Annotated in this window: 12 protein-coding genes, 1 tRNA gene and 1 pseudogene; 4 read left to right on the top strand and 10 right to left on the bottom strand. The window is 69.6% G+C overall.

The window, feature by feature from the left end:
- Positions 1-125: 125 nt before the first annotated feature.
- From OG698_RS11275 to OG698_RS11245, 7 genes are all read right to left on the bottom strand, one after another.
- Entirely contained in the window at positions 126-296 is a 171-nt protein-coding gene (locus tag OG698_RS11275; protein WP_406102967.1) for a hypothetical protein, read from the bottom strand.
- Positions 297-487: 191 nt separating this feature from the next.
- On the bottom strand, positions 488-802 hold the full coding sequence (locus tag OG698_RS11270; protein WP_406102965.1) for a hypothetical protein: 315 nt from the start codon (positions 800-802) through the stop codon (positions 488-490).
- Positions 799-984 carry a DUF6233 domain-containing protein gene (locus OG698_RS11265; RefSeq protein ID WP_406102964.1) on the bottom strand — a complete coding sequence of 62 codons (186 nt, stop codon included), beginning with the start codon at positions 982-984 and terminating at the stop codon, positions 799-801. The genes OG698_RS11270 and OG698_RS11265 overlap by 4 nt, the downstream gene beginning before the upstream one ends.
- Positions 985-1,224: 240 nt before the next feature.
- A complete protein-coding gene (locus tag OG698_RS11260) occupies positions 1,225-1,473 on the bottom strand; it encodes a hypothetical protein (RefSeq protein WP_406102963.1) in 249 nt (82 codons plus the stop codon).
- Complete coding sequence (locus OG698_RS11255) at positions 1,470-1,868, bottom strand: hypothetical protein (RefSeq protein WP_406102961.1); 399 nt, start codon at positions 1,866-1,868, stop codon at positions 1,470-1,472. The genes OG698_RS11260 and OG698_RS11255 overlap by 4 nt, the downstream gene beginning before the upstream one ends.
- 41 nt (positions 1,869-1,909) lie before the next feature.
- Complete coding sequence (locus OG698_RS11250) at positions 1,910-2,755, bottom strand: sugar phosphate isomerase/epimerase family protein (RefSeq protein ID WP_406102960.1); 846 nt, start codon at positions 2,753-2,755, stop codon at positions 1,910-1,912.
- A 15-nt stretch (positions 2,756-2,770) separates the two neighbouring features.
- Positions 2,771-6,322 (bottom strand): ThuA domain-containing protein, encoded by a 3,552-nt coding sequence (locus tag OG698_RS11245; protein ID WP_406102958.1) that lies wholly within the window; start codon positions 6,320-6,322, stop codon positions 2,771-2,773.
- A gap of 437 nt (positions 6,323-6,759) precedes the next feature.
- Here OG698_RS11245 and OG698_RS11240 point away from each other — a divergent pair, with 437 nt between their 5' ends.
- Together OG698_RS11240 and OG698_RS11235 are read left to right on the top strand one after the other, a co-directional pair.
- Complete coding sequence (locus OG698_RS11240; protein ID WP_406102957.1) at positions 6,760-7,122, top strand: MmcQ/YjbR family DNA-binding protein; 363 nt, start codon at positions 6,760-6,762, stop codon at positions 7,120-7,122.
- Between the two features lie 248 nt (positions 7,123-7,370).
- Entirely contained in the window at positions 7,371-8,651 is a 1,281-nt protein-coding gene (locus tag OG698_RS11235; RefSeq protein WP_406102955.1) for an MFS transporter, read from the top strand.
- Here the strand turns inward: OG698_RS11235 and OG698_RS11230 are convergent.
- Both OG698_RS11230 and OG698_RS11225 read right to left on the bottom strand, forming a co-directional pair.
- The gene (locus OG698_RS11230; protein WP_406102954.1) at positions 8,617-9,531 is read right to left on the bottom strand and encodes a transketolase family protein; all 915 of its coding nucleotides are present in this window, start codon (positions 9,529-9,531) and stop codon (positions 8,617-8,619) included. The two genes, OG698_RS11235 and OG698_RS11230, sit on opposite strands and share 35 nt — an antisense overlap.
- A 57-nt stretch (positions 9,532-9,588) precedes the next feature.
- Positions 9,589-10,302: a transketolase gene (locus OG698_RS11225; protein WP_406102953.1), complete on the bottom strand. Its 714-nt coding sequence runs from the start codon at positions 10,300-10,302 to the stop codon at positions 9,589-9,591.
- Between the two features lie 150 nt (positions 10,303-10,452).
- Here OG698_RS11225 and OG698_RS11220 point away from each other — a divergent pair.
- Positions 10,453-10,529 (top strand) — tRNA-Pro (locus OG698_RS11220).
- A 309-nt stretch (positions 10,530-10,838) separates the two neighbouring features.
- Here the strand turns inward: OG698_RS11220 and OG698_RS11215 are convergent.
- Complete coding sequence (locus OG698_RS11215) at positions 10,839-12,080, bottom strand: tyrosine-type recombinase/integrase (RefSeq protein ID WP_406102951.1); 1,242 nt, start codon at positions 12,078-12,080, stop codon at positions 10,839-10,841.
- Between the two features lie 347 nt (positions 12,081-12,427).
- Between OG698_RS11215 and OG698_RS11210 the strand changes: the two are divergent.
- A pseudogene (locus OG698_RS11210) lies at positions 12,428-13,309 on the top strand (integrase core domain-containing protein).
- Positions 13,310-13,449: the final 140 nt, after the last annotated feature.

Below are 13,449 nucleotides of genomic sequence, written 5' to 3'. Positions count from 1 at the left end.
ACTACTCACCGCCCCAGATGGAGGTACGCACCGGATCCACGGCGACGCCACCCGTCCCCGATGTCGTCGATGAGGGCAAGCGTCTCCTAGCGACGCACCGCACACATGTCGCGGCGTTACGGGCGTCAGAAAGAGCTGATGATCAGCCACGCCGCGACACCGAGCACCGCCAGGTACCCACCGACGGAGATCGTCTTGCCTGCCATGGCATGTCCGGCGTCCTCGATCCAGGTGCCGATGACGCCGACCAGCGGCGCTCCTACGATGATCAGCAGGATCCCTATCAAGAAGCCCATATGCGCCCCCAGTTGACATCCATGCCCCGTGATCCGACGGCGATCCTAGGGGTCGTGGGGCGCCGCTGGAAGGGCTCTCCCATGACAGGGGCCAAGCCGCCCGCTATGACATGTGCGGCTGCACCTTCAACGGCACCGCCACAGCAGTAGCCCATGCCATCCGACTCCGAACGAGACCGCTCGGACAAGATTTACGGCGTACCGCCGCGCTCGCGCTTACCACCGGCGCGCTGCCCCATCATCATGACGATGAAGCCGGCCACGAGAATCGCGCTGCCGATCAGCGGTGCCGACGGCCAAATGCCCGAATCGCTGATCAACAACCCAAAGGCCGCCTCCCAGCACAGCGCGAAGGCCACCGTCAGCTGTCCCCAGCCGTAGATCCGCGGGGCGTGAACATGGCGCCGGTTCATGGGCGGCACCCAGCCGCGAGTAACCCCCGCAACGCCGGAGGCAGCGTAGAGCAACGCCAACAGCACAAGAGGCACAGCAATGTACAGCGTCACGGTCTCTCCCCTGCGCGCCGGGCCCATGCCCGACGGCAGCGTGATGATGGCACCCGGCGCATCGCACGTCCATAGCTCCGCAGGCCCCACGACCCGCCGGACCGGCCCTGATCGAGGACGCCGAGCTCCGTGTCCGGCCGGCAGTGCGGGCAGACGGCGACGCCCTCGGCGAGCGCGCGCAACGCCTGATCGCGGTCGACACCCCGGGAACGTCTGCCCGCACGAGATCCACGGCGACGAGCCCGGCCCGACTATCGAGACGGTCGAGCTGTCGGATCGGACGAGCTTGAACTACACGCCGTCCGTGATCAGTACGGCGACGGCGAGTACGAAGGTGTCTGTGGAGATCACGGACGACTCGACGCAGGGGTGGCGAGGCCTCACGCAGCGGCCCCGCCTGGTGGTTCCGTGCGCGGCTGTGGTCATGCGGTGGATACGTCGCCGAGTGCCGCGGTCAGTCGATCGCGCAGCGTGCGCGCGGCGGCCGGCGAGAGCAGCGCATCCACCTCGGGGCAGCCGAAGAACAGGGCGAGCCGGATGTGGTCATGGAGGCCGTTCGTGGCCACGTCGACGTTGATCGTGGCTTCACCCTCGGCGTGATAGTTCGCTGCGTCGTCCGCCCCGCTGAGGGCGAGGATGTCCGGACCCGGCACGCTCGACCAGATGCTCATGCGTTTGACTCCCTCTTCGGCCGGCCACCCTCGCGTGCGCGGCGCTCAGCGAGTTCCTGCTCCGCCGATTCGAGCTCGGTGAGTTCCTGCTTGTTGCCGCGGGGGCGGATGAACTCGCGTACATGATCGACGAGGTCTGCACTGCGATCAACCCGCTTGCGTTCGGCGGCAGTTCCGTTGACGTCCCACATGCGGCGCGGGATGCGGAACTTGTGGTGAAGGTGTGGTCTGACGAGTTCAGCCGCACCAGAATGGGACTCGCTTTTCGGCGTGAAGCCGCGGCCATTCGCATGCTGATGACGCCACCCACTCCCACGCGGCCACGCCCACTCATCAACCTTCACAACCAGCAACTGGCAACCCCGCGCCCCGTGACGCTGTTCCGCAAGCGTCACGGGACGCGGGGTCCCTTTTCTGGTCTCCTGCACCGGCCTTCTCAGTACCGCAGCGCCGCCAGATACTCGTAGCTGTTACGGGCCGTCGCGAACGGGTCCTTCGGGGTGTCGTGCTCCACGAGCCACTGCTTGACGCCGCCGGTGTCCGCCTTGTCGAACATGGCGGCGAAGTCGAGCGTCCCCGACCCCACGTCGGCGAACCCGCCGTCGGGCGCCATGTCCTTCACATGCAGGGCGGGGAAGCGGCGCCGGTGCCGCACGAAGTACGCGGCGGGATCCGCGCCGCCCTTCGACGCCCAGTACACGTCCAGCTCGAAGGCGACCAGATGCGGATCGGTCTCGCGGACGAGGATGTCGTACAGGTTCTCCCCGTCCATCACGTCGTGGTCGCCGTCGTGGTTGTGGAACAGAACGGGGCCGAGACCCGCCTCGCGTGACGCGGCCCCGATCCGGTTGAACTCCCTTGCCGCTTCCCGGTATCCGGCCGGACTGTGCATGGAGCCCGGCAGGCTGGGCACCACCGGCCACTTGGCGCCCAAGGTGTGCAGATCCTCCAGCGCCTGCGGCAGGCCGCTGCCGGTCAGCGTCGTGTACGCGACATGCTCCAGGACCGCGCGCAGGCCGACGGTGTCGAGCATCCGCCGGATGTCCGCCGCCCCGTACCCGTGCCGCCCGCTCACACCAACCGTCGCGTACCCGATCTCCGCGAGCTGCTCCACGGTGCCGGCGAAGTCCGTCGCGAGGACGTCACGCATCGTGTAGAGGTGCATGCCGATGCCGCCGCGCGGGATGCGCCGCCGCTGCCCGGCCGACGCGGGCAGCGCCGTACCGACCGCCGCCGCGAGCCCCAACGACGTACCGAGAAAGACCCTTCTACTGCTTCTCATGCCACTCCTCACCCTTCACTTCACCGTGATCCGGACCGAGCCGGTGGTCGTGTCGCCCTTGTCGTCGGTGACGGTCAGATGCGCCGTGTACGCACCCGCGCGCGCGTACGCGTGCTGGGCGTCGGCACCCTCCGTACCGACCGGCTTGACGTTGTCCCCGAAGTCCCAGTGGTACGAGGCCGCCGTACGGCCCTCCGGGAGCTTCACGGTGCCCTTGAGCGCGACGGTGAGCGGCGGTGCACCGGCCTCCGGCGTCGCGGTCACCTTCACCTTGGCGCCCGCACGCTTCTCCACCCCGGGCCCGTTGAAGTGCAGCCAGTCGACCGCGAACAGGTCGGGCTTGTCGGCGCTCCACTGCGGGTTGGTGAAGACGGCGTACAGCGGGAACGTGCCGTCGTGGTCGGCGAGTTGGGTGGTGGGGGAGACCACGTTGCCCCAGTCTCCCGTGTTGGGGACCGGCACCTTGCCGAGCAGTTCGCCGGTGGGGGAGCCCACGCGGAACTCGACGTCGCCGCCGATTCCGCCCGACGCGGCGCCCACGGTCACCGAGTCGACGCCCTTCAGATGCACGGGGTCGAAGGAGATCCAGTCCCCATCCTCGATCTCGGTCAGCCGCTTGCCGCCCGACGCGTCCGCGCGGCCGGCGACCACGACACCGTCGTGCGCGCCGCCCGTCTTCGTGTAGTGCTCGGCCTCACGGAACGACGTGCGCAGCGAGAGCGACGCTGACCCCGTCAGCGCGGGCACGCCGCCCGCCCCGCCCTTGTCCTCGTACTGGGCGCTGATGCCGTAGTAGAGATTCTGGCCGGGACCGTGGCTGTCACCCGCGTCCGTCACGATCTCCCCGGCGCACCCCGTGTAGTTGTCCAGCGGATGCAGATGGGAGTCGTGGCCGAGCTGCGACTGGACGACGACGCGCGAACAGTCGATGGGACGCCCGTCCTCCCGGTCCGTCACCTTGATCTTGAACGGGATCGTGTCGCCGAAGCTGAACGTCCCACCGTTCGGCGGCTGTTGGATCGTCACCTCGGGCCGTGTGTTCCCCACGGTGATGTCCTGCACAGCGAGTCCGGTGAGCCCCGTCGGCCCGGTCACCGTCAGCCGCGCCGTGAACACGCCGTTCTTCGTGTACGTGTACTTCGGGTTCGCGTCGGTCGAATCGGTGGTGCCGTCCCCGTCGAAGTCCCAGGCGTACGTGACCGGTTTGTCGTCCGGCAGGCCCGAGCCCTCGCTGGAGAACGTGACGGCGAGCGGTGCCGAGCCGCTGTCCGGCGCAGCGGCTGCCCGCGCGTCCGGCAGGCGGCTGTCGGCGACGTAATCGATCCGGTAGATGCCGGCGCCCTCGTTGCTGCCACCGCGGCCCGTACCGCTGCCCAGCCCGAAGTCGATGACGTAGAGCGCCCCGTCGGGACCGAAGTCCGCGTCGAAGGGCTGGTTCCATTTCATGTCGCCGAACACGGAGTTGACGGACTGCAGATCGCCGGCCTTGGCGGGCGCGAACCGCGGATCCGTGAACGTCTGGTCCTTCTCCTGGATCGAGAAGGTCTTGAACCACTGCCTGGTCAGCTCGTAGTTGAACCACTTCCCGTCGAAGTACTCCGGGAACTTGGTCTTGTTGGGGTTCGCGGGATCGTAGGCGTACACGGGTCCGCTCATCGGGCCACCGCCGCCGGTGCCGAGCTCCGGGAACTGCTCCGAGGCGGAGTACGCGTACCAGACCGACGCCGCGCGCGCGGGCGGCAGGTCGCGCAGGCCGGTGTTGTTCGGCGAGTCGTTCACGAGGTGGCCGCAGTCGAACTTCGCCCCGGACTTCTTCGACTCGAAGTCGTAGTCGTTGAACGGGGTGTTGTCGCCGATGCAGTACGGCCAGCCGTAGTTCCCCGCCTCGGTGATGCGGTTGAACTCGACGGTTCCCTCAGGCCCGCGGTCGGCCACCGCGTTGCGCGCGTCGGGACCGTAATCACCCAGGAGCAGCGCGCCGCTGACCGGATCGGTTGTGATCCGGAACGGGTTGCGCAGGCCCATCGCGTAGATCTCCGGGCGCGTCTTGTCGGTGCCGGGCGCGAACAGGTTCCCCTCGGGGACGCCGTACGTCCCGTCGGCCTTCGGGGTGATCCGCAGCACCTTGCCGCGCAGGTCGTTCGTGTTGCCCGCGGTGCCCTGCGCGTCCCAGGCGCGACGGCCCTCGCCCTCGTCGATCGGGTTGAACCCGTCCGACGCGAAAGGGTCGGTGTTGTCGCCCGTCGCGATGTAGAGGTCACCTTTGTTGTCGAAGGCGATGGAGCCCGCCATATGGGAGTTGGCACGCCCCTCGCCCCGCCAGGTCGGCACGGTGAGCAGGCGTTTCTCCGACGCCGGGTCGACCTTGCCGCCCGACTCGGTGAACCGCGAGAGGTTGATCCGTTTCTCGGTCTTGTCGGAGTTCAATAGATAGATCCAGTGGTTGTCCCCGAACTTCGGATCGAGCGCCAGCCCCAGCAGACCGTCCGACTGACTCGTCATCTCGGGCGTGTAGGCGAAGTCGAGCGCCGTGGTGACCTTCAGCGTCTCCTGATCGATGATCTTCAGCTTGCCGGTCCGCTGGATGAAGAACACGCGCCGGTCCGGGGCCACGGCCAGCTCGAAGGGGTCGGCGAGATCGGCCGTCGCCAGCGGGGTGCGCTGGAAGCTGCCTGTCCTGGTCGCCGAGCAGTCACCCGGCTTGTCGCCGGCCGCCCACTGGATGCCGCCGAGGATGTGCTGGAGGAAACCGGCTTCCTCGAAGGCCGACTTGGCGTGCCCGCCCGCGGTGAACCAGGAGCGGCCGCCGTCGTAGTTCTGGCACCACGACCACGGGTGATCGACGCCCTCGTCGAGACCGGTGACCCCGTCACGCACCTTGACCTGCGCGAGCGTGTGCACCTTCCCGGTGGGGTTGGTGCGCCAGTTGTACCACTCCTCCGTACGCTCCCAGAGTTCCGGAAGCCCCTTCGTGGACGGGTGCGCGTGGTCGAGGACCTTGATCCGGCCCGTCTGTACGGCGGGATGCTGGTCGAAGATGGCCCCGACGAGCCCCTCGTACCAGCCCCAGTCCCGCTCGCTGGCCGACGCGGCGTGCAGCCCTACCCAGCCGCCGCCCCCACGCACGTACTTCTGGAGGGCCGCGCGCTGGTCGGCATCGAGCAGATCGCCCTTCTCAGGCGTCGAGTTGGTGTTGTTGAAGACGATCGCCTTGAAGCGGGCGAGGTTCTCGTCGGTGAACGCGGCGGCGTCGTCGGTCGCCTCGACCTCGAAGCCGTTCTCACTGCCGAGCTTCTTGATCGCGTCGATGCCCGCGGGGATCGAGTCGTGGGCGAAGTTCGTGACCTTGGAGAAGACGAGTACGCGGTACGAGGCGGCGGCCTCCGCACGCGGCGGGGCCGCCAGACCGAGGCCGACGACGAGCGCGATCAGCGCGAGGAGGACGGTCCAGGGCGAGTACCTGCGCGGGCGTCGCGGACCGTGCGGGCTTCGGGCGGTGGAGGTGCTGGGCGCGGGAGGACCGTGTCTCCCGGACGGTACGGGTGTGGCGGAACTCGTAGAACTCATGGCGCTCCCTGGGCTGTTGGCCGGTGGGCCGACTCGGGCGTGCGGTGAGTGCTGCGGGAATGCCGGAGCGCCTGGAAGCCGAAGCTTAGAAAGCGCTTTCCCGATGGCATCGCACAGCGTAGGTTCCGGGCGGAGAGGGGTCAATGGGTCGGAACGGGCCAGGAGATGCGGAGGGGGTGCCGCGATCACGGGGGAGCGGGTGGCAGTCGCCACGCGGGGGATTGGGTTGCAGTCGCCGGCGAACCGGTTGAGCGGTTGGCTGTCGATCGCGGAGGGCCGGTGGCGGTGGCGCCTCAAGTGGTGGGCGGGCCGGTCGTCGTTCGCGGGGACGCGGACGGGGCGGGGGCCCGGCGCCGGTCGCGCCCGAACCGGTGGGCGACTGTCCCACGTATGCGCTCCGACCGGCGGTTGTCAGTGGCCTTGGCTAGGTTTCTTCCATGCAAGACGCCGACGACGTACGTTCCATCGCACTCGCCCTGCCGGAGGTGACGGAGAAGATCGCCTGGAGCATGCCGACGTTCCGGGTCGCGGGGAAGATGTTCGCCACGATGCCGGAGGAGGAGACCTCCATCGCGGTGCGTTGCCCCAAGGTGGAGCGCGATGAACTGGTTCTCGCGGAGCCGAAGAAGTTCTGGATCGCGGACCACGAGGCGGGCTTCGCGTGGGTGCGGGTGAGGCTCGCCGCGCTCGACGACGGCGACGAGCTGCGCGACATCCTCACTGACTCCTGGCGCCAGGCCGCCCCCGGCCGACTCCTGGACGCCCACCCGGAGTTGGGCCCACCGGAGCCCACGGGCTGATATTCCCGGGGCGATGTCAGTGCCGCGTGGCATCATCCGGCAGGGGTGGGGGACGCGGAGCCGCTGGGGCTGCCGCGCCGCCGGGGAGGGTACGGGCACTTATGGGCGGAATGTCGACGGAAGGGTCACGGGGGTCGGGGGAGGAGCGGGAGCGGGCCGGGGATTCGGCTGGGGGGTCGGTTCCTGGTCTTGGTGAACCGAGGGGGCCGCGGGATTCGATTGAGGGGTCGAATCCTGGCCCCGGTGAATTGAAGCGGCCGCGCGGCGGTATCTGGTCGCGGGACTTCGGGCTGTTCTTCTCGGCGCGTGCCGTGGCCAAGCTGGGGGACACCATGCTGCCGGTGGCGCTCGCCGCGGGCTTGCTCCAGCACGGGTACGGCGCCGGCGCCGTCGGCCTCGCGATGGCCGCCTCCGTTGCCTGTTTCGCCGGACTAGTCATCTTCGGCGGTGTCTTCGCGGACCGTTTCAGCACCCGGCTGCTGATGATCGGCGCCGACGTCACGCGCCTGGTCACCCAGTCCCTCGCCGCGGTCATGTTCTTCTCCGGGCACGTGGTGCTGTGGGAGATCTGCGTGATCGGCGCGGTGAACGGCGCGGCGTCCGCCCTCTTCCAACCCGGCGTCGCCAGCACCGTCCCGCGCCTCGCCGCCGACGTACAGGCGGCGAACGGTGCGATACGCGTCGCCGAGTCCGTGGCGCAGCTCGCCGGCCCGGCCGTCGCCGGCCTGCTCGTCGCGTTCGCCTCGCCGGGCGTCGTCTTCGCGGCCCACGCGGGCACGTACGGCCTGAGCGCCCTGTGCCTGCTCCTGCTCCGACTGCCCCCGGCCCAGCCCGGCACCGAGGCGATCCGCGGCAGCGGGTTCCGGGCCGATCTCGTCGAGGGCTGGCGGGAGTTCAGATCGCGCACCTGGCTCTGGGGCGTCATAGCGATCTGGTGCGTGCTGATGATCGCCGCCTGGGGCCCGGCCGTCCCGCTCATCGCCACGCAGGTCGTCCAGGAGCACGGCCCGCGCGTCTATGGCCTGGTCAACTCTGCGCTCGGCCTCGGCACCGTCATCGGTGGCGTCTTCGCCCTGCGGCTGCGCCCTCGCCGGATGCTGCGCGCCGGGGCCGTCGCCCTCTTCGGGTTCAGCCTGTTCCCGGCGACGGTGGGCGCCGGGCTCGGCGTGGAGTGGATGGCGGCGGGCGCGGTCGTCGCGGGCGCGGGGATGTCGTTCTGGGGCGTCATGTGGGCGACCAGTATCCAGACCCAGGTCCCGCGCGACGTCCTCAACCGCATACACGCCTACGACGTCGCGGGCTCTCTTGCGATGACGCCGGTCGGCCAGGCCCTCGCGGGGCCCGCCGCCGGAGTCTTCGGCACTCGCCACGTACTGCTCGCCGGTGGCGTGACGACCGTCCTCGTGGCGGCGGCCCTGCTCTCTGTCCCCGCGATCAGAGGCTTGATACGGGTCGACAGCACCGTGCCCGGCGGGAGCCCGCGCAAGGCCCCCGCTAGCCGCGAGCCCGCCCGCCGAGGAAGCCGCTGATCCGCTCTCGCAGCGACGCGGGGTCGAGGCCGTGCGCGGCCACGTGCTCCTCGATCTGTCCGTATCGGCGCAGCTCACGGCGGCCCACACCGAGCCCCAGCACCCGGTGCGGCAGGTCGGCGAGCGCGTCGTTGGCGGCCGCCGTCGACGTACCCGCCAGATACGGCTCGACGATCACCACCTCGGCGACGTCGGCCGCGCCCGCGGCACGCCGCAGCGCCCCGGCGTCGAAGGGCCGCACTGTCGTCGCGTAGAGCACGGTCAGGTCGAGGCCCTCCGTCGCGGCGAGGACCGCGTCGAGCATCGGTCCGACCGCGACCACGACGCCGCCCCGGCCTTCGCGGACGGTCAGGAATCGCTCCCCGTCGACGGCGAGTGCCTCCCTGTTCGACTGCACCGAGAGGCGGACGTACACCCGGTCGTCACCGGCGCCGACCGCGTGCCGCAGCAGCGTCTCGGCCTCGTCCGGGTGGCCCGGCACATGCACTGTCCAGCCGTCGAGCGTGTCGAGCAGCGCCACGTCGCCCGGCGACATGTGCGTGAAGCCGCCGGACGGCCAGTCGAAGGAGGCGGCGGCGCTCACCAGGACCCCGCCCACGTCCTGATGCCCGAAGTCCAGCTTCACCTGCTCGAAGGGGCGCTCCACCAGGAAGCTCGCGAAGGTGTGCATGACGGGCCGCAGCCCGGTCAGCGCGAGCCCCGCACCCGTTCCGATGAGCAGCTGCTCCCTGATGCCCACGTTGATCACCCGATCCGGGTGCCTGCGCTCCGCCTCCACGAAGCGGTCCCTGCCGATCTCCGCGAGGACGACGGCGACCCGGGGGTCCTCGTCGAGCAGCCGGGAGACGACAGGGGCGAATCGATCACGCATGGTGTCCATGACGCGGTGTCCTTCCGGGGAAGAGAAATGAGAACAGGAGAGGGGGCGGCGCGCGGCTCAGGCGCTCTTGGGCTCCACGCGGGCGACGACCACGCGCGGCCTTCCCGGGTGCGGCGCGGTGAAGGCCTCGTACAGGGCTTCGTGATCGCGGCCGTCGACGGTCGCGGCGGACCAGCCGGCCGCCTCGAAGCGGGCGCCGATGCCGCCGGGCCTGGAGTGGCTGGCCGAGGAATTGTCGACGACGACGGTGTGCAGCCGGTCGAGGGCGGCCGGCCCGGCGAAGGCGATGGCCTCGTGATTGCTGCCCTCGTCCAGCTCGGCGTCCCCGATCAGCGTCCAGACCGCCGGTCCCGTAAGGCCCTGCGCGCGGAGTCCGAGCGCGGTCCCGACGGCGATCGGCAGCCCGTGCCCCAGGGACCCGCTCGCGATCTCCACCCCGGGGACGAGCACCCGGTCCGGATGGTGCCCGAGCGGGGAGTCGTACGACCCGAAGCCGGGCAGCCACTCCTCCGGCACGAAGCCCTTCGCCGCGAGCACCGCGTAGTACGCCATCGGGCCATGGCCCTTCGACAGCAGGAACCGGTCACGTTCCGGATCCCGCACGCCCTCGGGCGTCACCCGCAGCACCCGGTCGTAGAGCACCCAGAGGACATCGAGGGTGGAGGTCGCCGCAGGGCCGTGCTTCTCGTCGCCGGTCATGCGTCCCATGAGGGCCGGAAGGTCTTCGTAGGTGTGGGAGCCCGCCGCTGTACGTGCCGCTGTCGTTGTCATGACAGGAGCGTGCAACCTCAAGCCAACTTGAGGTCAAGAGTGACCTGTCGCCCAGCGGCCGTGGAAGAAAGGGGTGCGCGACCACCGCTCCGAGTGCGGTATGGTTTCCGTGCGCGTTCGGCCAGGGGAAAGCCCAGGTCAGACGAGCACCGGGACGTGGCGCAGCTTGGTAGCGCACTTGACTGGGGGTCAAGGGGTCGCAGGTTCAAATCCTGTCGTCCCGACCAGCGTTTACGCAGGTCGCAGGCCGTCTCCGCAGAATTGCGGAGACGGCCTTTCTGGTGCTCGGGGCGGGTGTTGTCGCACGGTTGTCGCGCCCTGGCGTCCCTGATGGCCGTCGATAGCCTTCTGGCCGCCGTGCGGAGGGGCGGGATGGTCGGCTGGTGGGACGGGTGTCCGGATCCTGGATCTCTCGCGTGCACTGTGCTGCTGCTGGGGGTGATCGCAGAGGTATGCGGGCCGCATGGTTGTCGCCGGGTGCGACAACTCCCTGGGACGGTTCCCTTCTGGCCTGGGGAGTTGTGTTGTCTCGTGCGCTAGGCGGCCATGGGCGCGGTGGGTGCTGTGAGGCTGTCGTTGTCGGCGTGGTCCAGGGCCGCGCCGAGGGCGCTGACCGCGTCGCGGGCGGCGTAGGCGAGTAGGTGGCCGTAAGTGTTCAGGGTGGTCGACAGGGTGGAGTGGCGCAGGGTTTTGGAGACGATTGCGAGCGGGACGCCGGAAGAGATCATGATGGTGGCCGCGGTGTGACGCAGGTCGTGCAGGCCGATGCGGGGCAGTTCGAGTTCGGAGGTGCGCCGGCGCAGCTGGTCCAGGACCCACTGAGGCCGCAGCGGTGAGCCGTCGGCGTGAGCGAAGACCAGTCCCTCCAGCGGGGGACCCGCGGGCGTCAGTGCGTGGTGGAAGCGGGCCTGACGGGTCAAGGCCGCGGTGACGCGCGGGGACAGCGCGATCCAGGCGCGGCTGGCTCGGGTTTTCGGCGGGCCGAGGTGCAGGTGGTTGTTGCCCACAGCGGTCAGGGACCAGCGCACGTACAGGCGGCGCTCGGCGAGGTGGACGTCGTGCCAGTGCAGGCCGAGTGCTTCGCCGCGGCGCAGTCCGGTGCCGATCATCAGCTCGAACAGGTCGGTGAGCTGGTCGGCGTAGGCGATGGCGTTGTGCCGCAGGAAGGCGGCCGCCTGAGCCGGGGTCCAGCACCTGCGCTCTGGTGCGGCGGGCCGGGCGGGTACGGCGTAGGCAGCGGGGTTGTAGGCCAGGCGCCGGGTGCGTACCGCGGCGTTGAGCGCGGTACGCAACGTGCCGGCGGTCCGGTAGAGAGTGACGGCCCCGCGTCCGGCAGCGCGCTGGCCGGCTACCCACTCCTGAACGTGCCGGGCGCGCAGATCGAGCAGGCGCAGCGGGCCGAAGCCGGGCAGCAGATCGTAGTGGACGGCCCGGGCGTAGCCAGCCAGCGTGGACGGGCTCAGGTGCTCTTCGCGTCCGGCCAGCCACTCTTCGAGGTAGGCGCCGACGGTCAGGCGCGGTTCCTCGTATACGCCGGTGGCCTCTCCGGTGGCGAATGCGGTCAGGGCCCGCTCGGCTTCGCTACGGCTGGCGAACCCGGTGCGCCGCCGCGTGGTGCGCCGTCCCTGTGTGTCGGGCAGGTCGATGGCATAGGCCCAACTTCCGTGCTGCGTATTGGCCTTGAGGCGCGGGCAGCGTGGCCCGTACTGCTTGCGCTGCTCGTCGCGGCAACCGCAGGCGCGGTAGACGCGTCCGCGGGCGAGGCGGGATGCGGTCATGAACATCCTCCTGTGCGTGGCGAGAAGAGTTCTCCGTGGATGTCACGGTGTCGCGTCCGGGGTTGGGCGCAGAGTGCGCACAGGGCGGGGCGTGGAGGCGCTCTTTGCTGTGAGCGTGCCGCGTCGTTGCCCGGGTGGCGGAATGCCGTTCCGGCCCAGGTGTGCTGGCGGCCCGCCCACCCCTGGCGAAGCCAGTCATGCGCGCCAGTTCAGGCAAGTTGCGGCAAGTCCATGGCGCCCGCGCCTCATGGCCTTGCGGGTGCCGAATACCCCATCCAAAGTCTGTGACCTGCGTGTTCTTGTGAGTGACCGACAGTTGCCGGATCGGCGTGTCAGGCTGCTGGATCGTGCTGCTGCGACTGACCTACCTCGCCGTGTCGAGCGTGTTCGCCTTCATGCGGCTGCTTCCGATGAGCGAGGTTGACAAGAAGATCGAGATATTGACGCTGCGCCACCAACTGGCCGTCCTGCAGCGCCAGATCGACAGGCCGCGTATTGTCGCGGCGGACCGAGACTTCCTCGCTGCGCGCTCCTCCACCAACTGCCCAGGCCCAGGCTGCGCCTGATCGTCTCACCGGACACGATCCTGCGGTGGCACCGCGACCTCATGCGCCACCGCCACGCCCATGCCTCCCGCCGCAAGCGGGCTGGCAGACCGCCGACCCGTCGCGCGATCCAGGCTCTCGTTCACCGCCACCACGCTCAGCGGGGCGACCCTGTACGTCTTCGCCGTCATCGAACATGCCTACCGCCGCGTCCGTATCCTCGGCGTCACTGGCCATCCCACCGCGGCTTGGGTCACCCAGGCCGCCAGGAACCTGGTGATGGACCTTCAGGACGCTGGTGCCACGGTCGCGTACCTGATCAGGGACCGCGACAGCAAGTGCACCCGCGCGTTCGACGCCGTCTTCGCCGGCGAGGGCATCGAGATCGTCACCACCGGCATCCGCGTTCCTCGGATGAACTTAATCATGGAACGTTGGGTGCAGACCAGTAGACATGAGCTCCTCGACCGCACCTTGATCTGGAACCAAGCTCGCCTGCTTCCCGCGCTCGGGGAGTTCGAGTCGTTCTACAACCAGCATCGGCCTCACCGTACGCTGCGCAGCGCCGCGCCTCTGCGATCAGTCCCCGAACCGATCACGGACCACGACCGGCTCGACTGCCTCACTGTCCATCGACATGACCGACTCGGCGGCATCCTCCACGAGTACGCGCACGCGGCCTGACCTGCATGGACGTATTAATCGGCACCCGCAGGGTCGGTACTCGCGCGGGCGTGGCGGTGCTTCTGCAGGTTGCGGTGCCGGCGCAGCACTGTGTCTGGGTTGACCAGCGGCCGGAGTCGGCCCCGTGCCGCGCGCGGGAG

Origin of the sequence: Streptomyces sp. NBC_01003, assembly GCF_045162695.1 — a bacterium.
Lineage (GTDB): Bacteria > Actinomycetota > Actinomycetes > Streptomycetales > Streptomycetaceae > Streptomyces.
Note: the sequence above shows the minus strand (reverse complement) of the source record. Positions and strands in the feature narration are given on the sequence as shown.

What these genes read in the sequence shown, in the direction of transcription:
- OG698_RS11275 (WP_406102967.1), bottom strand. Translation starts at nt 296, where the DNA reads ATGGGCTTCTTGATAGGGATCCTGCTGATCATCGTAGGAGCGCCGCTG.
- OG698_RS11260 (WP_406102963.1), bottom strand. Translation starts at nt 1,473, where the DNA reads ATGAGCATCTGGTCGAGCGTGCCGGGTCCGGACATCCTCGCCCTCAGC.
- OG698_RS11250 (WP_406102960.1), bottom strand. Translation starts at nt 2,755, where the DNA reads ATGAGAAGCAGTAGAAGGGTCTTTCTCGGTACGTCGTTGGGGCTCGCG.
- OG698_RS11245 (WP_406102958.1), bottom strand. Translation starts at nt 6,322, where the DNA reads ATGAGTTCTACGAGTTCCGCCACACCCGTACCGTCCGGGAGACACGGT.
- OG698_RS11240 (WP_406102957.1), top strand. Translation starts at nt 6,760, where the DNA reads ATGCAAGACGCCGACGACGTACGTTCCATCGCACTCGCCCTGCCGGAG.
- OG698_RS11230 (WP_406102954.1), bottom strand. Translation starts at nt 9,531, where the DNA reads ATGGACACCATGCGTGATCGATTCGCCCCTGTCGTCTCCCGGCTGCTC.
- OG698_RS11225 (WP_406102953.1), bottom strand. Translation starts at nt 10,302, where the DNA reads ATGACAACGACAGCGGCACGTACAGCGGCGGGCTCCCACACCTACGAA.
- OG698_RS11215 (WP_406102951.1), bottom strand. Translation starts at nt 12,080, where the DNA reads ATGACCGCATCCCGCCTCGCCCGCGGACGCGTCTACCGCGCCTGCGGT.